This is a genomic window from Luteimonas yanweni (assembly GCF_039548475.1).
Classification (GTDB): Bacteria; Pseudomonadota; Gammaproteobacteria; order Xanthomonadales; family Xanthomonadaceae; genus Luteimonas.
The window spans coordinates 252,635-276,329 of sequence record NZ_JBCLVC010000006.1; the positions used below are offsets into that span (position 1 = coordinate 252,635).

The window sequence follows — 23,695 nt, forward strand, 5'->3', positions numbered from 1 at the left end:
GCAGCAACGGAGCGGCGAGGGACTTCAGTGCGGGCGTATGCAAGGCGTGGATCCTGCTCGAGGCAAACCCCGAGCCTAGCCGGTGCACCGCCCCCGCGTACCGTGGCGACGGTCATGTCCGCCACGGCACGGCCCTCGCAGACGGTCAGCCGTCCTGCACTGTCAACGTGCCCGGCAACTGCACATAGTTGCCATCGGCGTAGTGGCCATCGGCCGAACTCGAGATGTTGAACAGTCTCTCGGCGCTGCCGTACTCCGTCCCACCCAGGTTGCGGGCCAGGCCCATCGCGAAATCGAAGGTCGCCACCGGGTTTCCATCGTAGTCCTGGGTGAGGACGCGCAGTTCGTGATCCATGCCGTCGGTCGCCTCCAGCGCGCCTTCGGCATAGCCCTGCAGCTCGGCCATTTCGGCTTCGGTGTAGGTGATGGTGACCGTGTCGCCGGGCTCCACCGGGCCGTCATGCGCCTTGTCCACGTCACCGGTCTGCGCGGCGTTGATCATCTGCGCGGTGTTCTCGTCGACCTTCATCGTGAACGCGTACTGCCGCTCGCCGATGATTTCCTCGCCGTCGGCATCGTATTTCTGGGTCAGCGTCATCGGCACGTTGTCGCCGTACTGCACGTCGAGCGTGCGCTCCTTCGTGCCGTCGGGATACGTGGTGACCACCGAATTGCCGGTGTTCGCCGCGCCGTCCAGGCCGAGCTCCACCGGGCCAAGCTTCACGTCGACCTTGGCCTGCGAGGAAAAGTCGATCTTCTCGATGGTCTTCACTTCCGACACGCCGGTGCCGTTGTCGGCAGGCATGTTGCCGTTGGCCACGAAGTCGCTGTACGCGGCCTGTCCTTCAGCCGTGGACAGGTCGAACTCCGCGGTCTTGAGCGTGGCGCCGCTCAGGCTGGTGTCATTGCCCAGCATGAGCTTGACCTGCTCGAAGTCCAGGCCCACGCCGTTGTACGCCCGGATGGCCTCGGTCGGCCCGGCGGTCACGCGCACGGTGTCGGCCCCGGTCTTCTCCACCAGAAGGCTGGTGCCCTCCTCATTGGTCACCTTGGTCTCGGCGGCGATGTTCCTGAAGGTGGCCTTGAATTCGTTGCTGGAATAGCTGGAGCCGTCGATCTTGATGATCGTGCCGGTCGGCATCGACGAGGGATCGAACGGATTGACGCTGGCCAGGTCCGTGTTCTTCGCCGCCTGTTCCGGCATCGAGACTTCGTAGGACGCCTTGATGCCGTCTGTCCGGCCGTATTCCAGGCCTGCCTGCTTCACGTCCACACCGGCATTGAGCGTCACCGACACGTCGCTCGACGCTGTGTAGGTGGTGACGCCATTTTCGGTTTTCTGGCCGGTCACGACCGTGGTGCTGCCGTCGATGCCGAAGCTCAGCCCGACGCCCTTCGAGTTCTTGACACTCTCGCTGAACCCGCCGTTGGCCGTCAGTGACACGGTGCCCTTGTCGGGATCGACCGCGACGCTGCCGCCCACGCTGGTGCCGCTGGTGGACTTGTTGCCCTCGGCATCGGTGGTGGTGGTCTTGTCGGTCTGCTTCCCGCCCACGGTGACGCCGTCGTCGGACACGCCGACGCTGGCCTCGCTCTTCGAACTCGTGCCGTTGGCTTCAGTTCCCGTCTTCGCGGTTTCGTCGCCGGTGACCTTGGCGGAGCCGCCTGCGTCGGCCTTCTCGGCGGCCGTGGCCGGCAGGTTGAGCATGTCGCCCGGGTACAGCGTGTCGGGATTGGACAACTGCGGGTTGGCGCCGATCAGCGACTGCGGGGTGGTGCCATGTGCCTTGGCGATACTGTCGATGCTGTCACCGCGCGCGATTTCGTACTGCTTCGGCGGCTCGGGTGGCGGCGGCGGCGTGGCGGGCTGGGTGTATCCGACTGCAGTGATGGCCATGGTCAGGCGTCCGATCATTCCGGGGGATGGGGCCAGACTAGTCAAAGCCCCGTGCGCCCTGAACCCGGTGCGACCCTAGGTTGCCGCCCCGAGGGCCCTCAAGGCAGCCGTCGTTTCGCGAAGGGACAGCCTCGGCGGCTCGCCGGGGCGCCGCAGGCGATATAATCCGAGCCTCCGCCGAGGGGCGCTGCGACCGTGGAAACAGCACGGCCAGGCTCGGCGGATCGCACCCGAACGGCGCCCGGTTCCCCACCCCACCCCCTCCCGAGCGGGAGCGGGCACAAGAAACCGGAGCTGGACCATGAATGCCGTTGCCAAGACCTTCTCGATGGAAGGTGATTACAAGATCGCCGACATCTCCCTGGCCGACTGGGGCCGCAAGGAGATCGACATCGCCGAGCACGAGATGCCGGGCCTGATGTCCATCCGCCGCAAGCACGCCGCCAGCGCTCCGCTCAAGGGCGTGCGCGTGACCGGCTCGCTGCACATGACCATCCAGACCGCGGTGCTGATCGAGACGCTGAAGGACATTGGCGCCGACGTGCGCTGGGCCTCCTGCAACATCTTTTCGACCCAGGACCATGCCGCGGCCGCGATCGCGGCCACCGGCACCCCCGTGTTCGCCTGGAAGGGCGAGACGCTGGAGGAATACTGGGACTGCACGCTCGAGGCGCTGAGCTTCCCCGACGGCAAGGGCGGCTTCCTCGGTCCGCAGATGGTGGTCGACGACGGCGGCGACGTGACCCTGCTGATCCACAAGGGCTTCGAGCTCGAGCAGGGCGACCAGAGCTGGGTCAACGCCCCCGCCTCCAGCCACGAGGAGCAGGTGATCAAGAACCTGCTCAAGCGCGTCGCCAAGGAGCGTGCCGGCTTCTGGACCACCGTGGTCCGCGACTGGAAGGGCGTCTCCGAAGAGACCACCACCGGCGTGCACCGCCTTTACCAGCTGGCGCAGGACGGCCAGCTGCTGGTGCCGGCGATCAATGTCAACGACTCGGTCACCAAGTCGAAGTTCGACAACCTGTACGGCTGCCGCGAGTCGCTTGCCGACGGCCTCAAGCGCGCGCTGGACGTGATGCTGGCCGGCAAGGTCGCCGTGGTCTGCGGCTATGGCGACGTCGGCAAGGGCTGCGCGGCCTCGCTGCGCGCCTATGGTTCGCGCGTGATCGTCACCGAGATCGACCCGATCTGCGCGCTGCAGGCGGCGATGGAGGGTTTCGAAGTCGCGACCATCGAGGACACCCTCGGCGAAGCGGACATCTACGTCACCACCACCGGCAACAAGGACATCATCCGCGTCGAACACATGACGGCGATGAAGGACCAGGCCATCGTCTGCAACATCGGGCACTTCGACAACGAGATCCAGGTCGATGCGCTGAAGGCGGTGGACGGCGTGGAAATCATCAACATCAAGCCGCAGGTGGACAAGTACGTGTTCGCGAACGGCAACGCGATGTTCCTGCTGGCCGAGGGCCGCCTGGTGAACCTGGGCTGCGCCACCGGGCATCCGAGCTTCGTGATGTCGAACTCCTTCGCCAACCAGACGCTGGCGCAGATCGACCTGTGGGCCAACAAGGACACCTACCAGAACAAGGTCTACATCCTGCCCAAGCTGCTGGACGAGGAAGTCGCGCGCCTGCACCTGGAGAAGATCGGCGTGAAGCTGACGAAGCTCACCCAGGAACAGGCCGACTACCTGGGCGTACCGGTGGAAGGTCCGTTCAAGCCGGAGCACTACCGCTACTGAGCCTTCTGCGGACATGTCCGCGGGTACATGAAAAAGGGCGCCCCCGAGGCGCCCTTTTTCTGGGTTCTTCCCCCAACCGGGGCTCGCACCCCGCCCTGGAGCCAATCCCGTGGGAACGGCGTCTCCCAACCCTGTGGGAGCGGCTACAGCCGCGATCAACGACAGCGCGGGACCAGTCGTTACGTCTTGTGCTGCTCCGTCCTGATTCTCGCTGCCCATCCCGCGCACACCGCGGCCGCGGCCGATCAGTACTCAGCCGGGATGCGCCAGCGCGTAGTCGATCGCCGCCCGCACCGCCGCCACCTGGGCCGCGTTGCACTGCGCGGGCGTGGCGGAGGGGCTGTCCGGATAGACCTCGGTGGTGGTGACGTAGCGCGCATCGGTCAGACTGGCGCACAGGCCAAGCGCCTTGACCGGGTAGTTGATCACGCCGTGGGCAACGACCGGCGAACCGATCATTTCGCCGGCGGCGTCGGCCGGCGCGATGTGCGTCACCTGCTCGACCGCGGCGATCACCGCCTGCTGGAAGTCCGGCTGCGGATCGTGGCTGTCGCCGACCAGGTAGAAGCCGTCCGGGATCGAGCCAGGCTCGAAGGGCTTGCCGTCCCGCGCGGCCAGCGCGGGGCGGAACTCGGACTCGTCGGTGTCGGTGGTTTCGTGCAGGTCGATGTGCATCAGCACGCGTCCCCCAAGCCCTTCCGCGAAGCGCATGAGCGCTGCGGATTCGGGCGCCGGGCTGTCGGCCAGGAAAGAGCGGTTTGGATCCACCGCCTCCGGGTTCCAGCGCTGGACATGCTCGTAGCCCCAGGGACTCACGCAGGGGACGACGACCAGGTTGGCGCGCCCGGCGTGGTCCTGCGCATGCTCCGCCGCGAACTGAAGCGCACCATGCACGCCGCTGGTCTCGTAGCCGTGCACGCCGCCGGTGACCAGCATCACCGGCAGTGCGTCATCCCAGCCGCGGCTGCGGAGGGCCAGCAGCGGGTAGCGTCCGGCGTCGTATGCGAGTCCACCGTATTCGACCAGCTCCCAGTCCGTGCCGAGATCCTGGACCGCGGACTGCACCTCGTCGCGGTAGCTGCGCTGGCGTCGCTGCGCCTCGCGCCACGCCACGCGTTCGGCGTCGCCCCAGGGCTGGCCAGGCACGCCGATGGGATAGAAGTGTTGCGTGTCCGCCATCTCACCGCCCCGAGTCGAATAGGCCGGCGACTGTAACAGCCGCCCCAACTCTTAACATCCATCGCGATAAAGCGATATGATTCGCCGACACCTGATGGACGCCCGCCCATGACCGCGATCAGCTTCGAGTTCTATCCGCCCAAGGACGAGGTCCAGCGCGCCCAGCTCGACCGCACCGCGGCCCGGCTCAAGGCCTGGGCGCCGGACTACGTCTCCTGCACCTTCGGCGCCGGCGGCTCCACGCTCAGCTACACCGGCGACACCGTGCGCGGCCTGATCGACAATCACGGGCTGGACGCCGCGCCGCACCTGTCCTGCGTGGGCGGCACCCGGGCCGAGATCGCCGCGCTGCTGGCGCACTACCGCGAGGCCGGCTGCCACCGCATCGTCGCGCTGCGCGGCGACCTGCCGTCGGGCATGGGCCACCCCGGCGAGTTCCGCTACGCCGCCGACCTGGTGGCCTTCATCCGCGCCGAGCACGGCGGGCATTTCCACATCGAGGTCGCCTGCTATCCGGAAACCCATCCGCAGGCCGAGGACGCCCTCGTCGACCTGCGCCATTTCAAGGCCAAGGTCGATGCCGGTGCCGACGGGGCGATCACCCAGTATTTCTACAACGCCGATGCCTATTTCCGCTTCGTGCAGGAGGTCCGGGCGGCGGGCGTCGAGGTGCCGGTCGTGCCCGGCGTGATGCCGATCGTGAACTTCAGCCAGCTGCGTCGCTTCTCCGATGCCTGCGGCGCCGAGATCCCGCGCTGGCTGGCCAAGCGCATGGCGGCCTACGGCGACGATGTCGACAGCATCCGCCAGCTGGGCGCGGACTTCGTCGCCGACCTGTGCCGCCGCCTTGTCGACGGCGGCGCGCCCGGGCTGCACTTCTACACGCTCAACCTCGCGCGCCCGACCGCGGCCGTCCTCGACAGGCTGGCCTGACCCCCACACCGCGCGCTTCTGCGCGGCAGCCCGGCGGGGTACCCTTGCCCGATGCCGTACCTGCGACACCCCGCCCGGGCCGCTGCACTGCTGTCGGCCGCGGCGCTGCTCGCGGTGGCTGCAGCCCTGCCCACGCCCGCCCACGCGCAGATCCGGCGCTGCACCACGTCCGATGGCGGGACCGTGTACACCGACCGCAGCTGCGATTCGCTGGGCGCCGTCGAAAGCCGGCCGCCGGCGGACGGCGGCAGCGGTGCCCCGGCGGCGCTGCGCTACCGGGGCGGCTGTGCGCGCCGCCTTCCCGAGCTCGTGTCCGAGGTCACCGCGGCCATCGATGCCCGCGACACCAACCGGCTGGCCCGCAGCTACCACTGGCCCGGCACGTCCACGCGCAGCGGCTATGCGCTGATCGAACGGCTCGATGCGATCGTCCGCCGCCCGCTGCTCAACATCACCGCGCTGCGCCCGGCCCGGACCGTGGTCGCGCCCGTCGAGTCGTCCTCGTGGAGCACCGGGGGGAGCCTGGCCGCCCCGCCTCCACCGAGGGCCGAGCCTGAGCCTCCGCGCCGCCCGGTCGCGCTGCGCATCGACCAGGCGCTTGCCGACGGCATCACGCCGTCCAGCACCACCTTCGGCCTGCGCCGGCACATGGACTGCTGGTGGATCACGCTCTGAGCGCGCAGCGGCACGGTGGCCTGCGTCACAATGCGCGCACCACACGGCGGAGCGACGCGATGCAGTACCCGGAATGGATCTGGCACAACGGCGGCATCAAGCCCTGGGCCGAGGCGAACACCCATGTGATGTCGCACGGGCTGCACTACGGCTCGTCGGTGTTCGAAGGCATCCGCGCCTACAGGACGCCCGGCGGCAGCGCGATCTTCCGGCTCCACGACCACATCCGCCGCCTGTTCGCCTCGGCGCGCATCTACGACATGGTGATCCCCTACTCGCCCGAAGAACTCGAGGCCGCCTGCCACGAGGTGGTCGGCCGCAACGGGCTTGAACAGGCCTACCTGCGCCCGGTCGCCTGGCGCGGGCTGGGCGGCTTCGGGCTCAGCGCGGAGACGCCGATCGACGTGGCGGTGGCGAGCTGGCACATGGGCCCCTACCTCGGCGAGGGAGCGCTGGCCGAGGGCATCGATGCCTGCGTGTCCAGCTGGCAGCGCTTCGCGCCCAACACCATCCCCGCGGGGGCCAAGGCGGGAGGCAACTACCTCTCGGGCCAGCTGGTGGCGCGCGAGGCGCGGCGCCTGGGCTTTGGCGAGGGCATCGCGCTGGCGTCCACCGGGCTGCTGAGCGAAGGCGCGGGCGAGAACCTGTTCCTGGTCTTCGACGGCGCGCTGCACACGCCCCCGGTGAGCGCAGCGCTCCTCAACGGCATCACCCGCGATTCGATCATCCAGCTGGCCAAGGACGCCGGCATCGCCGTGGTCGAACGCGACCTGCCGCGCGAATACCTCTACCTGTGCGACGAGCTGTTCATGTGCGGCACCGCCGCCGAGATCACGCCGATCCGTTCGGTCGACGGCCGCCAGGTGGGCGCCGGCAAGGCCGGGCCGGTCACGCTGCGCCTGCAGGAGCTGTTCTTCGGCCTGTTCGAGGGCAGCACGCCCGACACCCGCGGCTGGCTGGACCCGCTGGCCCGATAGCGCCATCGCGCAGGCGGGCCACGGACCGCCGCGCGCGACGCGACGCAGGCCGGGTCAGCCGTCCGCGTCCCCGGCGTCGAAGTACAGCGTGGCGACCACGCCGCGCTCTGCGCCCGGTACCACGCGCACCTGCCAGTCATAGAGCCTGCACAGGCGGCGCACGATGGACAGGCCGATGCCGCCGCCGTGGGTGTGTTCGGCGTGGCTGCCGCGGTAGCCGCGCTCGAACAGGTGCGCCGCGTCCTCCGCGCTGAGGCCGGGACCGGAATCGATCACGTCGACCGCACCCTCGTGCAGGCGGACCACGATCGTGCCGGCCACGGTGTACTTCACCGCGTTGCCGATCAGGTTGCCCAGCGCGACCGACACCGCGGCCTCGGGCGCGTCCACCATCAGGCGCCCGGCCTCGCCCTCCAGCTTCAGCTCCAGCGCCTTGCCGCCGAGCTGCGAGCGGTGCGCCTCCAGGAGCTGCTCGGCAACACGGCAGACGTCGGTGTTGCCGTGGCCGCGCTCCGCGCGCGAGAGCAGGAGCAGCGCGCTGATCAGGTCGGTGCACTGCAGTTCGGCGCGCTGGATGCGCTGCAGGCGCGCCAGGGTCTTGTCGTCGAGGTCGGGGCGCGACAGCAGCAGCTCCACCGCGCCCTTGATCACCGCCAGCGGCGTGCGCAGCTCGTGGCTGACGTCGGCGTTGAACTCGCGATCGCGCTGCACCACCTCGGTCAGGCGCGCGGCATAGTCGTCCAGCGCGGTGGCCAGCTCGCCCACCTCGTCGTCGGGGAAGTGCGGGGCCAGCGCACCGGGTCGCGCACTGTCGCCAGACGCACCCAGCAGGTTGGCCAGTTCGGACACCGGCCGCATCACCCGCGATGCCGACCACCAGCCGATCACGCCGGCCAGCACGGTGAACAGAACCACCGCGGCGATCAGGATCAGCTTGATCCGGGCGCGCACCTCGGCGGTGCTGGTCATGTCCTGGGCGAGGAAGAACCAGTATTCGGCGTCCTTCTTCACCACCAGACGGTAGACGAAGGGCTCGCCGTCCTCCTCGCCGGTGATGTTGTAGACGCCGGTCTCGAGCTCGGCCCAGTCCGGCGGCACGTTGTGCAACCGCCCGGGACCATAGACGATCGCGCGCACGCTGCTCAGCGGCGCCCACTCGGCGCTGCGATCCTTGTAGAAGCGCTCGGCGTATTCGTCGACGTTGTGCTTGAGCACGCTGCCGACGGTCTGGTCCTCCACCACCGCGCCGACGAAGACGGCGGCGATCGCGAACATCGCGGTCAGGCCGAGCCCGAGCAGGACGAACGAGAGGATGATGCGGCTGCGCAGCCGCCGGCGGTAACGCCTGCGGCCGAGTCTCTTCGGCGCAGGCGCGTCGCCTTCAGCTTGGGACATCGGGCACGGCGATCCGGTAGCCGATGCCGTGGCGGGTCTGCACCAGCTGCGTGGGGAAAGGCTTGTCGATCACCGCGCGCAGGCCGTGGATGTGCACGCGCAGGCTGTCGGAATCCGGCAGTTCCTCGCCCCAGACCCGGGTTTCCAGCTCCTGGCGGGTGACCACCGCCGGCGAGGCCTCCATCAGCGACTGCAGGATCTTGAGCGCGGTGGGATTGAGCTGCACCAGTTTGCCGCCGCGGCGCACCTCGAGGGTGTCGAGGTTGTACTCGAGGTCACCGACCTCGAGTACGCGCGTCTGCACGCCCTTGCCGCGACGCGCCAGGGCATTGAGGCGGACCTCGACCTCCTGCAGCGCGAAGGGCTTGATCAGGTAGTCGTCGGCGCCGGAGTCGAAGCCGGCCAGCTTGCTGTCCAGGCTGTCGCGCGCGGTCAGCATCAGCACCGGCGTCTGCTTGCGGGCCTCGTTGCGCAGCTTGCGGCAGACCTCCAACCCGTCCATGCCGGGCAGGTTGAGGTCGAGCACCACGGCGTCGAAATCATGGACCACGGCCAGGTGCAGGCCGGTGACGCCGTCGGCGGCGAAATCGACCGCGTGACCGCGGTCTTCGAGGTAATCGCCGATGTTGGCGGCGATGTCCTGGTTGTCTTCGATGACGAGGATGCGCACTGGAGCCCCTTACATGCCGTTGGGATTGTTGCCCATGGCCCTTGGGTTGTACCTCAGGAAGTCCTTGGCTGAATCCGTGGCGCGACGACGGTCGCCCACGGTCATGCAGACGTTGGTGGACATGTTCGAACCGGTCGCCTTCTCGCGCCTGCAGACCATGCGGCTGTCGGCGTGGGCGCGGCCCAGCAGGGTGTTGATCCGCTCCTGCTCGTTGAACACCCGGACCCTGGTGGCGTCGGGGAGTTGCTTCACGGTCTGCGCGTCGCCCAGCAGGCTGGCGATGTGCAGCAGCGACTCCTGGACAACCCGCGCGTCCTCATCGCTGATGTCGCTGTAGGTCTCGCCGTCGCGCAGGGCGGCGATGATGGCGTCGCGCTGGGCGTGGAAGCCGCTGTTCAGGTCCAGGCCCTTGTCGGGCGCGAAGTTCGTGGCGTCCGCACTGGTGTTGGCCAGAGCCGTGGCCGACAGCGGCAATGCCAGGAGGAACAGCAGGATCGTCTTGTGCATTCTGGAACCTCGTCGATTTGTGGAAACGCGCGGGCGCACGGCCGACGCCATGGCCGTGCCCGCCTGATTCTGCCCGTGTGCCCAGCGTCGCACAATCGCAATTCATCCGGATGCGACGGACACAAAATGGCCCGGGCGAACCTTTCGCCCGGGCCCAAGGACGTTACTGACCCGATGACCACAATCCACTACTGACGACTGGAGAGTTCCGGAACCTGCGAACACTTCCCGCGTCGACCACGCTACCGGCGCACTGATTAAAGCGGCGTTAAATATCCGTCAATTTTAACGGCGCGCCGTTCGCTTCACGCGCGTCCGCGACGGCATTCCCACGCCTTTGGCCGAAGCGGCGGCGTATTCGATGATCCGGCCGGCCACGTCGACGCCGGTGGAACGCTCGATTCCCTCCAGGCCGGGCGACGCATTCACCTCGAGCACCAGCGGCCCGCGCGCGGACGGCACCAGGTCGACCCCGGCCACGCCCAGCCCCAGGGCCTGCGCCGCGCTCACCGCGACCGCCGCCATCTCCGGATCCGGCTGCAGCCCTTCCGCGGTGCCGCCGCGATGCAGGTTGGCGCGGAAGTCTCCTTCCGGCGCCTGCCGGCGCATTGCCGCCACCACTTCGCCGCCCACCACCAGGCAGCGGATATCCGCGCCTCCGGCCTCGGCGATGAACTCCTGCAGCAGGAAGGTCGCGTACAGCCCGCGCAGCGCATCCACCACGCCGCGCGAGGCCGAAGGCTTTTCGGTCAGCATCACCCCGCGGCCCTGGGTGCCTTCGGTGAGCTTGATCACGTGCGGCGGCTCGCCCAGCATCGCCAGGAGGTCGTCGGTGTCGTCGGGGTTGTCGCCGAACACCGTCACCGGCATGTCGATGCCGCGGGCCGCCAGCAACTGGTGGCAGCGGAGCTTGTCGCGCGCGGCCGCGATCGCCGCCGACGGATTGGGCGTGTGGCAGCCCATCAGTTCGAACTGGTGCAGCACGGCGTTGCCGTAGCGGTTGATCGAGGCGCCGATGCGCGGGATCACCACGCCGTACCCCGCCAGCGACTGGCCCTTGTAGCGCAGCGCGAAGCCGTCCTTGCCGATGCGCATGTAGCAGCGCAACGGATCCAGCACCCGCGCGCTGTGCCCGCGCTGGCGCGCGGCCTCCACCAGGCGCCGGGTCGAATAGAGCTTGCCGTTGCGCGACAGGATGGCGAGCTTCATCGACGTGGCGCCTGGACGTGGCCGTGGAGTGGCTTACGGCGCGATCTTGGCCGCGGTATCGAGGTACTTCCGGCCCTGCGCCCGCACCGTGTCGACCTCGTAGCGCTCCGACGACACGTGCACGGCTTCGAGCGTTTCGGCCAGGCCGTCGAGCTCCGACGCGATCTTCTCCAGCGCGTTCTCGAGGGTATAGGTCAGCTCGTGGATCTTCGCCGTGTGTTCCGGCCGCAGATCGTCCTCGGCAAGGACCGCGGCCAGCTGCGCGTTGTAGTTGGCGAAGTTGGCCAGCGCCTGGTCAAGCGTGGCCGAGGCCTCGCCTTCGAAATGGTCGGGGCGGTCATCCGCATACGCGATGCCGCAAAGACCCAGCGCAAGCAAGGGGGCGGCAACCAGCAGCGACAGGTTCTTCATGGTGACTCCGGGCGTGGGGACAGCAGATGATAATGAATCCCATTACCAGATGCATGCACGTCAGCGACCGCTGTCGCGCGCGCGGTCCATGGGCCGGGAGTTGGAGCGGGTGAAGGGAATCGAACCCTCGTCGTAAGCTTGGGAAGCTTCTGCTCTGCCATTGAGCTACACCCGCATCTGGCGCAAGTCTAGGGCCCGGCCACGCGGATTGGCAACGCCGCGAGTGCAGGCCGATCGGGCCCGCCGCGCGTGCAGGCCAACCGCGAGCCCGCCGCGCGGCGTGCCGGTCCTCAGAAGCCGGCGCCGACGCTGGCGAAGACCATCGCGTGCTTGCCACGCTTCTCGCCGCTGTTGACGCTGGCGCCGATGTTGGCGTCCAGCCCGAACAGCTGCGTGCGCGCACCGAAGGTCAGGGTCACCCAGGACTGGTCGTACTCGACGCCGGGGACGGCATAAGGCAGTGAGCCTGCGATCGACTGCGAGCGTGCGAAGGCCTGCACGGCCTCGTCCTCGAATTCCCGGTCGACAGTCAGCCGCGCGTACGGCTGCAGATGGTCGTGGATCGCGTAGGCCAGCTGCCAGCCCGCGCTGCCGACGGTGGAATCGAACTCCTGGTCGAGGTAACCCAGCGAGGTCGACAGCGTCGGGTCGCTCTCGTTGAAACCGTCGACCTCGATCTGCTGCATGACCACGCCCAGTACCGGGCCGTGGCGCAGCGCGCCTTCGCCGAACTCCCAACCGCCCTGCACCGCCAGGCCCAGGTTGCTGCCATCGGCCGAGCCGGTGTGCGTACGCAGCGCCGGGCCCATGGTCACCTGGCGCTCGATGTCGAAGTCCAGGCTGGTGTAGCTGAGCTGGCCGTTGATCCAGCCGCCGGCATCGCTCTTCCACCCCAGGTAGCCGCCGACCGAGATCTCGGACTGGTCCCATTCGCCGCGGCGCTTGCCCCAGTCATTGGCCTGCGCGCCGTAACCGATGAAGCCGCCATAGACCAGGCTGTCGCTGCCCCAGTCCATGCCGACGGTCAGCGCCGGGCCGGTGCCATCGTAGTGGTCGCCGTGGGCATAGCGCTGGAAGTCGCCGCGCAGGTCGGCCCACCAGCGCGAACCGGAGGCTTCGCCACGACCGGCGATCTGCGCGTCCACGCGCGCGGCGCGGTTGCGGCCGGTGCCTGCGGCCGAGTGCGGCAGCACCGCCATCTGGCGCGGACCCTCGATCGCGGCCATGGCCAGGTCGGCCAGCGCGCGGTGCGCGCCGCTTGCGGGATGCACGCCATCGGCGAACAGGTAGGTCTGCGGCGCGTCCGGGCTGACCAGGCTGGTCGGGTTGCAGGTCAGCGACTGCGCGACCACCTGCGGCATGCAGGCGGTCCCGGTGACGTTGCTGATGCCGAACATCGCCGGATTGGCCGCCACTTCGCGCAGGAAGCTGAAGGTGTCGACCGGGATCACGCTCAGGCCGTTGGCGGCCAGCGCGGCGAACAGGGCGTCGTTGTACATGGTCGCAAGCGCGGTGGCCTGGGCCTGCGCGCCCGGGCCCTGGGCGACCTGCGCCGGGGTCAGGCCCAGGTCGGGGATGTTGGGCACCAGCACGTAGCGCGCGCCCGCCGCCTGCAGGCTGCCGATGATCCCGACCTGCGCGGCCACCGCGCCACCGATGATGGCCTGCGCGTTGGCCGGGTCGGCCGCCACCGCGAACAGGTCGTTGGCGCCGCCCCAGACCGTGTACAGGGCGTCCGGGTCGGCCCGGCCGCCGTTGGCGGCGAGGTAGGCCCCGGCCTGCGTCGCCAGCGACGGGGTGAAGCCGAGCGCGCCGTTGCCGTCGACCCCGTTGCGGGCACCGCCGGCGGCGTAGTTGTCGCCTGACTGGCCGTTGCCGTTGGGCGAGGCGTCGGTGCCGTAGTACTGCGCCAGCCACTGCGCCCAGACCAGGCCCGGGTTGGTGGTGAACTGGCCGGTGACCGCCTGCACTTCCGGCGGCAGCAGCGGCCGGAAATAGCCCGCGTCGGTGAGGCTGTCGCCGAAGAACACCGTCTCCGAGAAGGGCTGGTCGTTGGCGGCGGCGGCCAGCGGCAACGCGGAGAGCGCGAGCGCGGCGGCGAGCAGGGTACGGCGGAAGGTGCGGGGCATCGACATCTGGGATTCCTTGCGGCGGATGGCAGGCGACCGCGCCTGGCGCGGCCGGCCATCTTCCACGGCGGCGACGGTGCGCTCAATGTGCACTGCGGCATGCCGCGCGGCGACGGCATGCAATCGCGCCGCGCACGGGCGACAATGGCGCCATGGACATCATCCTCAACGGCGAACCGCAGGCCCTGCCCGGCCCCTGCACCGTCCTCGCCCTGCTTGAATCCCGGGAGCTGGCCGGGCGCAAGGTGGCGGTGGAAGTGAACGGCACCATCGTTCCGCGCAGCCTGCACGCCGAACACGCGCTGAAGGACGGGGACCGGATCGAGGTCGTGCACGCCTTGGGGGGCGGTTGACGGGCAACGCTTGCGCAATAATGGCGCAATGACCAGTCCAGACAACCATCGCGGCGACGCACTCGTCATCGCCGGCACGCCCTTCCGCTCCCGCCTGCTCACCGGCACCGGCAAGTTCAGGGACCTGGAAGAAACCCGCCTGGCCACCGAGGCCGCGGCTGCCGAGATCGTCACCGTCGCGATCCGCCGCACCAACATCGGCCAGGACCCGGGCGAGCCCAACCTGCTCGACGTGCTGCCGCCGGACCGCTACACGATCCTGCCCAACACCGCCGGCTGCTACACCGCCGAGGAGGCCGTGCGCACCCTGCGCCTGGCCCGCGAGCTGCTGGACGGCCGTCAGCTGGTGAAGCTCGAGGTGCTGGGCGACCGGAAGACGCTGTACCCGGACGTGGTGCAGACGCTGAAGGCCGCCGAGCTGCTGGTCGCCGACGGCTTCGACGTCATGGTCTACACCTCCGACGATCCGATCCTGGCCAAGCAGCTGGAGGAGATCGGCTGCGTGGCGGTGATGCCGCTGGCCGCGCCGATCGGCTCGGGGCTCGGCATCCAGAACAAATGGAGCCTGCTGGAGATCGTCGACAACGCCAAGGTGCCGATCATCGTCGACGCCGGCGTCGGCACCGCGTCCGACGCCGCGATCGCGATGGAGCTCGGCTGCGACGGCGTGTTGATGAATACCGCCATCGCCGGCGCGCGCGAGCCGGTGCTGATGGCGCACGCGATGAAGCTTGCCGTCGAAGCCGGCCGCGCCGCCTTCCGCGCCGGCCGCATCCCGCGCAAGCGCTACGCCAGCGCCTCGTCCCCGGTCGACGGCCTCGTCGGCTGATGACCGACCCGTTCTCCAGTCCGGGTTCGAAGGCACCGCCCAAGCCGTTCACGATCGAAGATGGCAATCGCCGCGTGCGCAGCTTCGTGCTGCGCCAGGGCCGGTTCACGCCTGCGCAGCAGCGCGCCTTCGATGCCCAGTGGCCGCGCTTCGGGTTGGATTACGCCGGCACGCCGCGCGACTTCGAGGCCGCCTTCGGGCGCGCCGCGCCGCTGATCCTGGAAATCGGATTCGGCAACGGCGAGGCGCTGCGCCATTCGGCCACGCATGACCCGGCGCGCGACCACATCGGCATCGAGGTCCATGCGCCCGGCGTCGGCCGCCTGCTCAACGCACTCGCCGAAGACGGCAGTGGGAACGTGCGCCTCTATCACCACGACGCGGTGGAAGTGCTGGAGAACGAGGTCGCCGATGCAGGCCTCGACGAAGTCCGCATCTACTTCCCCGATCCCTGGCACAAGAAGCGCCACAACAAGCGTCGGCTGGTGAATCCTGCGTTCGCCGCGCTGCTGGTGCGCAAGCTCGCGCCCGATGGCCGCTTGCACCTCGCCACCGATTGGCACGACTATGCCGAGCAGATGTGGGACGTGCTCGATGCCACGGACGGCTTGCGCAACCGCGCCGGCGCCCGCGGCCACGTGCCGCGGCCGACCTGGCGCCCACAGACGCATTTCGAAAGCCGTGGCCAGCGCCTCGGCCACGGCGTGTGGGACCTGCTCTATGACAGGGTGCCCCACGACCGGGTGCCCGACGACAGAATGCTGCACGAACGCAGGCCGCACGGCAGGACCGGGGACTAGACGCAGGACATGGAGACGCTGGCCCTCACCACCGACATGAAGCTCGTCCTCGGGCTGGTGGCGATGGTGATGGGACTGTTCCTGTTCGAACGCGTGCGCGCCGACCTGGTGGCACTGGTCGTGCTGGTGGTGCTGGGCCTGACCGGCCTGGTCGCGCCCGAGGACATCTTCAACGGCTTCTCGTCCAACGCGGTGATCAGCATCATCGCGACCATGATCCTGGGCATGGGCCTGGACCGCACCGGCGCGCTGAACCGCCTGGCGGCCTGGCTGCTGCGGAGATCGAAGGGCGCGGAGAAGCGGCTGCTGCTCTACACCTCGGCCATCGCCGGCCTCAACTCGTCATTCATGCAGAACCCGGCGGTAATGGCGCTGTACCTGCCGGTGGCCTCGCGCCTGGCCTCGCGCACCGGCCTCAGGCTGTCACGCTTCCTTCTGCCGATCTGCGCCGCGATCATCATGGGCGGCTCGCTGACCATGGTCGGCAACTCGCCGCTGATCCTGTTGAACGACCTGCTGGTCGCGGCCAACGCCAACCTGCCCTCGGGCGTGGCCACGCTCGAACCGCTGCCGATGTTCGCGCCACTGCCGATCGGCCTGACCCTGCTGGTGCTGGCGCTGGCCTATTTCCACTTCTTCGGCGACAGGCTGCTGGGCGGCGGCGGCGAGAGCGACGGCGGCGTGACCCCGGCGCGCACGCAGAGCTACTTCGCGCGCGCCTATGGCATCGAGGGCGACGTGTTCGAACTCACCGTCAGCGCCGACAGCCCGCTGGTCGGCATGGCCCTGGGCGAAGCCGAAAGCCTGCACGGCGCACCGCTGCTGCTGGCGCTGAAGACCGGCAACGACTCGCGCCTGGCCCCGCCCGCCGATGCCCGCATCTGGGTCGGCAGCGTGATCGGGGCAATGGGCCCGCGGCAGCAGATCGCGGATTTCGCGCAGAACAACATGCTGCGGATGTCGACGCGGCTGCGCGAGTTCGGCGACCTGTTCAACCCCAGCCGCGCCGGCATCTCCGAAGCCGTGGTGCCGCCAACCTCGAAGTTCATCGGCAAGACCCAGGCCGAGCTGGCCATGCGCAAGAACTATGGCATCAGCCTGCTTGCGGTGAACCGCGACAAGGACGTGCTGCGCGAGGGGATCCGCAACCTGCCGCTTCGCGCCGGCGACATGCTGGTGCTGCACAGCATCTGGCAGGACCTGGCCAAGACCGCGGCCAACCGCGATTTCGTGGTGGTCACCGACTACCCCAAGGGCGAGCAGCGGCCCCACAAATTCAAGGTCGCGATGGCGATCTTCGCGGTCACCATCCTGGTCGCCCTGGGCTCGGACCTGCCGACCTCGATCGCGCTGATGACCGGCGTCGCCGGCATGCTGGTCTGCGGCGTGCTGAAGATGGACGAGGCCTATTCGGCGATCAGCTGGAAGACGGTGTTCCTGATGGCCTGCCTGATCCCGCTGGGCTGGGCGATGGACACCAGCGGCGCGGCGGCCTGGATCGCGGGCCACACTATCGAAGAGCTGCCCAGCGGGCTGCCGGTATGGGTGATCCAGCTCACCGTGGCCGCGCTGACTTCGGTGTTCTCGCTGGTCATCAGCCACGTCGGCGCGACCATCGTGATGGTGCCGCTGGCGATCAACCTGGCCCTGGCGGCGGGCGGCGATCCGACCGCGTTCGCGCTGATCGTCGCACTGTCCGCCTCGAACAACCTGGTGACCGCATCCAACCCGGTGGTGTCGATGGTGACCGGCCCCGGTGACTACTCCGCCCGCGACCTGTGGCGCGTGGGCGCGGCGCTTTCGGCGGTCTACCTGGCGGTGGTGGTGACGCTGGTGAACCTGATCTTCTGAGTGGCCTGCAGGGCGGTGTCGGCCCAAGCCTGATTTACGCGGCGTCGGGCGCGTTTGCCAGCCAGACGGCACCATCGCGCACTTCGACGGCCACCGCGCGCAGCGCTTCGCCCCGGCAGGGCCCGGCCTCGCAGACGCCACCCACGGTCTCGAAGCTGGCACCGTGCACCGCGCACACCAGCAGCCCCTCCTTCGACGCCAGGAAGCGTCCGGGCGCCCAGTCCAGGCGCCTGCCTGCGTGCGGGCAGATGTTGAGCCAGGCGCGCACCCCGCCTGCGGCATCGCGATGCAGGATCAGGGATTCCTCCGCGCCGTCGACCAGGGCTTCGGCCTCGGCGAAGCCGCCCGCGGGCAGGGCGTCGAACGCCAGCAGGGGCGAATTCCCGCGATCGGTTAACACTTCACTTACATCTTCCGGCGCCATGGCCCTGATACTCACGTCATCACCAAGTACTCACATTCTGGCATTACCGCATGATTAACAGCAGCTTCCGCACCTTCCACGCCCGTTTCGACGCGAGCCAGCTCGGCGCCATGTTCGCGCCGCGCAAGCCGCGGCACCCGCTGCTGCGCGTGGCCGTGGGCCTGCTGGGCGTGGCCCTGCTGGCCGTGTTGCTGGTACTCGGCGTGGTGGTCGGCACGGCGATGCTCGCGGTCGGACTGGCCCGGCGCCTGCTCACCCGGGGCGCCAAGCCGCAGGCCAGTGCCGGGGCGGTGGTCGACGCCGAGTACCGCGTGGTCGACAAGCCGGCGCACACCCTGCCCTACTGAGCGCCCCGCGCGCCCGTCCCTGGAGCCTTCCATGACCGACGTGATCCCCGCGCCGGCGCCGGTGCGCGTGCCCGTGCGCGGCGGCGGCAGTTTCCCCGTGCGCCGCGTGTACTGCGTGGGCCGCAACTTCGCCGACCACGCCCGCGAAATGGGCGCGCAGGCGCCGGCCTCGAAGGCCGAGCGCGGCAGCCCGGTGTTCTTCTCCAAGCCGGCGGACGCCATCGCGACCGGCGGCGTGGTCCACTATCCGCCCGCGACCGCCGACCTGCACCACGAGGTCGAGCTCGTGGTCGCCCTTGGCCGCGATGCGCCGGCTGGCGTGCTTGATCCCGCGGACGCGGGCGCGCTGGTGTTCGGCTACGGCGTCGGCCTGGACCTGACCCGGCGCGACCTGCAGGCCGCGGCCAAGAAGGCCGGCCTGCCCTGGGACACCGGCAAGGGCTTCGACGAATCGGCGCCACTGAGCGAACTCGTGCCCGTGGCCGACATCGGCGAACTGGCACCGCGACGCCTGTCGCTGGCCGTGAACGGCGACGAACGCCAGGCCGCGCCGCTGTCGGACCTGATCTGGGACGTGCCCGACATCCTGCACGAGCTGTCGAAGCTCTACGCCCTGCGCGCCGGGGACCTGGTGTTCATGGGTACGCCGGCGGGCGTGGCCGCGCTGGCGCCGGGGGACGAATGCGAGGCCCGGCTGGACGATGCCATCGTGATGCGCTGCCGGATCGCCGCGGCGCGTGTAGGGTGACAGGGCCACCAACGGCAGGACACGGAGAGCGCCATGGGCATGATGAGTGAGTTCAAGGAATTCGCGATGCGCGGCAACGTCATCGACCTCGCCGTCGGCGTGGTCATCGGCGCCGCGTTCGGCAAGATCGTGACCGCGCTGGTGGACAACGTGATCATGCCGCCGATCGGCCTGCTCATCGGCGGCGTCGATTTTTCCGATCTTGCCATCACGCTCAGGGCCGAAACCGTGGATGCGGCCGGCGAAGCGGTGCCGGCGGTGGTGATCGGCTACGGCGAGTTCATCAACGCGCTGATCCAGTTCCTGATCGTCGCGTTCGCGATCTTCATGGTGGTCAGGGCGATCAACCGCCTGAACCGCAAGTCCGAGGAGCCGGCCACGCCCGAGGCACCCGCGGAGGAAGTGGTGCTGCTGCGCGAGATCCGCGATTCTCTGAAGCGGTAGCGCGTCCGCCCACCGGGCGGGACTTCACGCACATCGGCACGGAGCCGCGGCTTGCTAAGCTCGCGGCTTCGTCCTTTCAGTGCAGCGGAGCGTCATGCGCCTGGTCCCGATGTTGCTCACCGCGGCGATCGCCGCGGCCATGATCCCGTCCACCGCCGCCGCCGATGGCGCGGCCGCTGGCGCCACGTCGCCGACGGTCGAAACCCGCATTCCGGACGCGTCCGTGGCGACGGCCGCCCGGCTGCGCGAGGCCGCGCTGGCCAGCCCGCTCGCCTGGGACATCACCGAGTCCCTGACCACCGAGATCGGCCCGCGGCTGGCCGGCAGCGAAGCCGACGCGCGCGCGGTGGAGTGGGCGAAGGCGAAGTTCGCCGAACTCGGCTTCGACCGCGTCTGGACGGAACCGGTGACGTTCCCCAAGTGGGTTCGCCGCAGCGAGCACGCCGCGGTGCTGGGCGCCAGCGCGCAGCCGCTGGCCCTGACCGCACTCGGCGGCAGCCCCGGCGGCACGGTCGAGGGCCAGATCGTGCGCTTCGCCAGCCTGGCCGAGCTGGAAGCCGCCCCGGCGGGTTCGCTCGCCGGCAAGATCGCCTTCGTCGACTATGCGATGGAGCGCGCCCGCGACGGCAGCGGCTACGGCCCGGGATCGCGCGTGCGCAGCCGCGGCCCTTCGGAAGCGATCCGCGCCGGCGCCATCGGATTCCTGATGCGCTCGGCCGGGACGGATTCGCACCGCAACCCGCACACTGGCATCACCCGCTTTGACGAGGGCCTGACGCCGGTGCCATCCGCGGCGCTGGCGGTGCCCGACGCCGACCAGCTCGCGCGACTGCTCAAGCGCGGTCCGGTGCGCGTCAACCTGGCGCTGGACTGCGGCTGGGACGGCGAATACACCTCGCAGAACGTGATCGGCGAAATGACCGGCGCCAGTCGCCCGGACGAGGTGGTGCTGATCGGCGCGCACCTCGATTCCTGGGATCTCGGCACCGGCGCGGTCGACGATGCCGCGGGCGTCGGCATCACCATGGCGGCCGCGGTGCACATCGCGGCCCTGGAGCGGCGCCCGGCGCGCAGCATCCGCGTGGTCGCCTTCGCCAACGAGGAGCAGGGCCTGCACGGCGGCTTCGCCTACGCGGAGAAGCACGGCGCCGACGTCGCGCGCCACCAGCTCGTCGCCGAAAGCGACTTCGGCGCCGGCCGCATCTACGGCTTCAACACCGGCGCCCCGGCGCACGCCCAGGCCGCCGAAGCACGCATCGCCGAGGCACTCGCGCCGCTGGGCATCGAACCCTCCGACGAGGGCGGCCCCGGCCCGGATGTGATCGGCATCTCCCGCGCCGGCGCCACCTGGGCCTGGCTCGGCCAGGACGGCACCGATTACTTCGACCTGCACCACACGCCGGACGACACCCTGGACAAGATCGACCCGGCCGCCCTGGCCCAGAACGCGGCCGCCTACGCCGTGTTCGCATACCTGGCCGCGGATGCGGAAGGCGACTTCGGCAGTGCGCCGGTCGCGGGGCCGTGACGGCGCAGAGCTTTTTTTTGCCACGGATTTACACGGATGGGCCGCGGGTTTACACGGATAAAGCAAACGCTGACTTTTGCAGGAGCAGGTACAGCTGCGGCCACAGGCGTGTGTGCGATGGGAGCATCTTTTGCCACGGATGACGCGGATCACGCGGATCACGCGGATTTACGCGGATCTGCCCGAAGCAACGGTGTTGCCGGAAACCACTCCCGAAAAAACGTCGGCCAGCGCCTGATGCGGGTGCCTTGCCTCAGCTTGATCCGCGTAAATCCGCGTGATCCGCGTCATCCGTGGTCAAAGCCTTTGCCCTATCCGTGTAAATCCGCGGCCCATCCGTGTAAATCCGTGGCAAACGCTTTTCCCGGCAGCAACTGCTTCGGCGGAATTCAGCCCCGCACCTGCCACCAGCGCGCCAGCAGCACCGCGGTCGCGGCCGAGACGTTGAGGCTTTCGACGGCGCCGGTGCCGGGGATGGAGACGCGCAGGTCGCAGGCGTCGGCCAGCGCCTCGGACATGCCCTCGCCCTCGGCGCCCAGCACATAGACCAGCCGTGGCGGCAGGTCGGTCGCGAACACGTCGCCGCCGCCGCGGACCACGGTCGCCGCCAGCGTGAAGCCGGCGCCGCGCAGCTGGGCGATGGCGTTGTCCTCGCGCCCCAGGCGCACCAGCGGCACGGCTTCCGCACCGCCCTCGGCCACGCGCGCGGCGGCGCCTGAAAGCTGCAGCGGCGAGTGCTTGGGCAGCATCACGGTCGCGCCGAAGTTCGCCGCCGAACGCAGGATCGCGCCCAGGTTGTGCGGGTTGCCGACGCCGTCCAGCCACAGCGCGCAGACCGCGCCTTCGCCGAGGTCCTGCAGCCACGTGGTCAGCGCGACCGGCGCTTCGCGCAGCACGTCGGCGACCACGCCCTCGTGGTGGCTGCTGGCAGCGAGCTTGCGCAGGTCGTCCTCTTCCACCACCCGGTAGCCAACGCGGTTGGCCACGCACCACTTCAGCAGCGGCTGCAGGCGCGGAATCAGCGCCTCGGCCAGGTACAGCTTGCGGATCGCCACCGGGCGGCGCGCAAATACCGCCTGCACGGCGTTCAGGCCATGCAGGCGGACCTCGTCATTGCCACCGGCCTTCGCCATCTCAGTCCTTCTTCCTGCCTGCCCAGAAGGCGGCGTTGCGGATGCCCAGCGACTCCGGATCGAAGGTCGGGTCCAGGCCTTCCTTCTTCTGTCGTTCGTAATCGCGCAGCGCCACCAGCGCCGGCTTCTGCAGGATCAGGATGGCGACGATGTTGAGCCAGGCCATCAGTCCCACGCCGATGTCGCCCAGCGTCCAGGCCGCGCCCGCCGAGCGCACCGCGCCCACGATCACCGCCAGCAGGATGAACACGCGCAGCACCAGGGTCATCCAGGGCCGGTGCACCTTGCGGTTGATGTAGGCGATGTTGGTTTCCGCCATGTAGTAGTAGGCGACGATGGTGGTGAAGGCGAAGAACAGCAGCGCCAGCGCCACGAAACCCGCACCATACCCGGGCAGCACCGACTCCACCGCCGCCTGCGCGAAGCCCGGGCCGGCCTCGATGCCGGGCAGTGCCTCGACCAGCATCGCGCCGTCGGGCATGCCGACGTTGTACATGCCGGTGGACAGGATCATGAAGGCCGTGGCCGAACACACCAGCAGCGTATCGACGTAGACCGAGAACGCCTGCACGTAACCCTGCTTGGCCGGGTGCGAGACCTCGGCCGCGGCGGCGGCGTGTGGCCCGGTGCCCTGCCCCGCTTCGTTGGAGTAGATGCCGCGCTTCACGCCCCATTCCACCGCAAGACCAAGCATGGCGCCGAAGCCAGCCTCCATGCCGAAGGCGCTGCGGAAGATCAGCATCAGCATCTCCGGCACCTGCTCGACGTTGAGCACCAGGATCACGAACGCGACCAGCATGTAGGCCAGCGCCATGAACGGCACCGCCAGCTCGGCGAAGCGCGCGATGCGCTTGACGCCGCCGAAGATGATGAAGCCCAGCGCGATCACAACGCCGGTGGCGGTGACGGCAGGCGCCATGCCAAAGGCATTCTCCATGCCCGATGCGATGCCATTGGCCTGCACGCCGGGCAGGAAGAACCCGGTGGCGACGATGGTGACGACCGCGAACAGCCACGCGTACCACTTCTGGCCCATCGCCTTTTCGATGTAATAGGCCGGGCCGCCGCGATAGCGGCCTTCGTCGTCCTTTTCCTTGTAGATCTGCGCCAGCGTGGATTCGACGTACGCGGTCGAAGCGCCCAGCAAGGCCATCACCCACATCCAGAACACCGCGCCCGGGCCGCCGAAGGCGATGGCGGTGGCGACGCCGGCGATGTTGCCGATGCCCACGCGCCCCGACAGCGAAATCGCCAGCGCCTGGAACGAGGACACGCCGGCGTCCGACGACTTGCCCGACAGCAGCAGCCGGATCATCTCGGGCACGCTGCGCAGCTGCATGAAGCGGGTGCGGATGGAGAAGTACAGGCCCGCGCCCAGGCACAGCGCGATCAGCGCCTTGCTCCAGATCAGGCCGTTCAAAGTGTTGAGAAGGTCGTCCAAGTGCTGGCTCCGGTGGTGGATCGCAGTGCACCGGCGCCATGTTCACCCTGGCCGGAACCGGCCCG

23 protein-coding genes, 1 tRNA gene and 1 riboswitch are annotated in these 23,695 nt (G+C 69.2%); of the genes, 12 read left to right on the forward strand and 12 right to left on the reverse strand.

Annotation, left to right across the window (positions count from 1 at the left end; all coding sequences use genetic code 11):
• Nucleotides 1-145: 145 nt before the first annotated feature.
• Nucleotides 146-1,897 carry a LysM peptidoglycan-binding domain-containing protein gene (locus tag WCE39_RS02835; protein ID WP_343275196.1) on the reverse strand — a complete coding sequence of 584 codons (1,752 nt, stop codon included), beginning with the start codon at nt 1,895-1,897 and terminating at the stop codon, nt 146-148.
• 173 nt (nt 1,898-2,070) lie between these two features.
• A riboswitch (S-adenosyl-L-homocysteine riboswitch) is annotated at nt 2,071-2,147 on the forward strand.
• Between the two features lie 51 nt (nt 2,148-2,198).
• Here WCE39_RS02835 and ahcY point away from each other — a divergent pair.
• Entirely contained in the window at nt 2,199-3,647 is a 1,449-nt protein-coding gene (ahcY, locus tag WCE39_RS02840) for an adenosylhomocysteinase (RefSeq protein WP_343275197.1), read from the forward strand.
• A 252-nt stretch (nt 3,648-3,899) separates the two neighbouring features.
• On the opposite strand, the gene WCE39_RS02845 is transcribed toward ahcY, so the two are convergent.
• Entirely contained in the window at nt 3,900-4,826 is a 927-nt protein-coding gene (locus tag WCE39_RS02845; RefSeq protein ID WP_343275198.1) for a M14 family metallopeptidase, read from the reverse strand.
• Between the two features lie 108 nt (nt 4,827-4,934).
• Between WCE39_RS02845 and metF the strand changes: the two genes are divergently transcribed.
• The 3 genes from metF to WCE39_RS02860 are packed head-to-tail and all read left to right on the forward strand — an operon-like array spanning nt 4,935 to nt 7,411.
• A complete protein-coding gene (metF, locus tag WCE39_RS02850) occupies nt 4,935-5,759 on the forward strand; it encodes a methylenetetrahydrofolate reductase [NAD(P)H] (protein WP_343275199.1) in 825 nt (274 codons plus the stop codon).
• A gap of 51 nt (nt 5,760-5,810) precedes the next feature.
• On the forward strand, nt 5,811-6,434 hold the full coding sequence (locus tag WCE39_RS02855; RefSeq protein ID WP_343275200.1) for a hypothetical protein: 624 nt from the start codon (nt 5,811-5,813) through the stop codon (nt 6,432-6,434).
• A 59-nt stretch (nt 6,435-6,493) separates the two neighbouring features.
• Nucleotides 6,494-7,411 (forward strand): branched-chain amino acid transaminase, encoded by a 918-nt coding sequence (locus WCE39_RS02860; RefSeq protein ID WP_343275201.1) that lies wholly within the window; start codon nt 6,494-6,496, stop codon nt 7,409-7,411.
• A 54-nt stretch (nt 7,412-7,465) separates the two neighbouring features.
• Here the strand turns inward: WCE39_RS02860 and WCE39_RS02865 are convergent, their stop codons facing one another.
• The 7 genes from WCE39_RS02865 to WCE39_RS02895 form a co-directional block, all read right to left on the reverse strand.
• Entirely contained in the window at nt 7,466-8,806 is a 1,341-nt protein-coding gene (locus tag WCE39_RS02865; protein ID WP_343275202.1) for a sensor histidine kinase, read from the reverse strand.
• Entirely contained in the window at nt 8,793-9,476 is a 684-nt protein-coding gene (locus WCE39_RS02870) for a response regulator transcription factor (RefSeq protein WP_343275203.1), read from the reverse strand. Before WCE39_RS02870 ends, WCE39_RS02865 begins: the two co-directional genes overlap by 14 nt.
• A 9-nt stretch (nt 9,477-9,485) precedes the next feature.
• Entirely contained in the window at nt 9,486-9,983 is a 498-nt protein-coding gene (locus tag WCE39_RS02875) for a hypothetical protein (protein ID WP_343275204.1), read from the reverse strand.
• Between the two features lie 285 nt (nt 9,984-10,268).
• Nucleotides 10,269-11,192, reverse strand: coding sequence for a 30S ribosomal protein S6--L-glutamate ligase (rimK, locus tag WCE39_RS02880; RefSeq protein ID WP_343275205.1), 924 nt, complete (start codon nt 11,190-11,192; stop codon nt 10,269-10,271).
• 33 nt (nt 11,193-11,225) lie between these two features.
• Entirely contained in the window at nt 11,226-11,603 is a 378-nt protein-coding gene (locus tag WCE39_RS02885; protein ID WP_343275206.1) for a DUF6746 family protein, read from the reverse strand.
• 101 nt (nt 11,604-11,704) lie between these two features.
• Nucleotides 11,705-11,778 (reverse strand) — tRNA-Gly (locus WCE39_RS02890).
• 115 nt (nt 11,779-11,893) lie between these two features.
• Complete coding sequence (locus tag WCE39_RS02895; RefSeq protein ID WP_449283935.1) at nt 11,894-13,738, reverse strand: autotransporter domain-containing protein; 1,845 nt, start codon at nt 13,736-13,738, stop codon at nt 11,894-11,896.
• 146 nt (nt 13,739-13,884) lie between these two features.
• On the opposite strand from WCE39_RS02895, the gene thiS reads away from it, so the two are divergent.
• From thiS to WCE39_RS02915, 4 genes are read left to right on the forward strand one after another with little or no spacing between them, the layout of a single operon-like run.
• Nucleotides 13,885-14,085 carry a sulfur carrier protein ThiS gene (gene thiS, locus WCE39_RS02900; RefSeq protein ID WP_343275207.1) on the forward strand — a complete coding sequence of 67 codons (201 nt, stop codon included), beginning with the start codon at nt 13,885-13,887 and terminating at the stop codon, nt 14,083-14,085.
• Nucleotides 14,086-14,113: 28 nt separating this feature from the next.
• Nucleotides 14,114-14,914: a thiazole synthase gene (locus WCE39_RS02905; protein ID WP_343275208.1), complete on the forward strand. Its 801-nt coding sequence runs from the start codon at nt 14,114-14,116 to the stop codon at nt 14,912-14,914.
• A complete protein-coding gene (gene trmB / locus WCE39_RS02910) occupies nt 14,914-15,714 on the forward strand; it encodes a tRNA (guanosine(46)-N7)-methyltransferase TrmB (RefSeq protein WP_343275209.1) in 801 nt (266 codons plus the stop codon). The genes WCE39_RS02905 and trmB overlap by 1 nt, the downstream gene beginning before the upstream one ends.
• 9 nt (nt 15,715-15,723) lie before the next feature.
• Nucleotides 15,724-17,565: an SLC13 family permease gene (locus WCE39_RS02915; protein ID WP_343275210.1), complete on the forward strand. Its 1,842-nt coding sequence runs from the start codon at nt 15,724-15,726 to the stop codon at nt 17,563-17,565.
• 34 nt (nt 17,566-17,599) lie between these two features.
• Here the strand turns inward: WCE39_RS02915 and WCE39_RS02920 are convergent, their stop codons facing one another.
• Nucleotides 17,600-17,989 carry a Rieske (2Fe-2S) protein gene (locus WCE39_RS02920; protein WP_343275230.1) on the reverse strand — a complete coding sequence of 130 codons (390 nt, stop codon included), beginning with the start codon at nt 17,987-17,989 and terminating at the stop codon, nt 17,600-17,602.
• Nucleotides 17,990-18,039: 50 nt separating this feature from the next.
• Here WCE39_RS02920 and WCE39_RS02925 point away from each other — a divergent pair, with 50 nt between their 5' ends.
• From WCE39_RS02925 to WCE39_RS02940, 4 genes are all read left to right on the forward strand, one after another.
• Nucleotides 18,040-18,336: a hypothetical protein gene (locus WCE39_RS02925; protein ID WP_343275211.1), complete on the forward strand. Its 297-nt coding sequence runs from the start codon at nt 18,040-18,042 to the stop codon at nt 18,334-18,336.
• A gap of 31 nt (nt 18,337-18,367) precedes the next feature.
• Entirely contained in the window at nt 18,368-19,084 is a 717-nt protein-coding gene (locus tag WCE39_RS02930) for a fumarylacetoacetate hydrolase family protein (RefSeq protein WP_343275212.1), read from the forward strand.
• A gap of 33 nt (nt 19,085-19,117) precedes the next feature.
• Complete coding sequence (gene mscL / locus WCE39_RS02935; RefSeq protein WP_343275213.1) at nt 19,118-19,528, forward strand: large-conductance mechanosensitive channel protein MscL; 411 nt, start codon at nt 19,118-19,120, stop codon at nt 19,526-19,528.
• 139 nt (nt 19,529-19,667) lie between these two features.
• Entirely contained in the window at nt 19,668-21,056 is a 1,389-nt protein-coding gene (locus tag WCE39_RS02940; protein WP_343275231.1) for a M28 family peptidase, read from the forward strand.
• Nucleotides 21,057-21,445: 389 nt separating this feature from the next.
• Here the strand turns inward: WCE39_RS02940 and WCE39_RS02945 are convergent, their stop codons facing one another.
• A complete protein-coding gene (locus tag WCE39_RS02945) occupies nt 21,446-22,291 on the reverse strand; it encodes a TrmH family RNA methyltransferase (RefSeq protein ID WP_452299554.1) in 846 nt (281 codons plus the stop codon).
• Nucleotides 22,191-23,630 carry an alanine/glycine:cation symporter family protein gene (locus tag WCE39_RS02950; RefSeq protein ID WP_343275214.1) on the reverse strand — a complete coding sequence of 480 codons (1,440 nt, stop codon included), beginning with the start codon at nt 23,628-23,630 and terminating at the stop codon, nt 22,191-22,193. The genes WCE39_RS02945 and WCE39_RS02950 overlap by 101 nt, the downstream gene beginning before the upstream one ends.
• Nucleotides 23,631-23,695 lie beyond the last annotated feature (65 nt).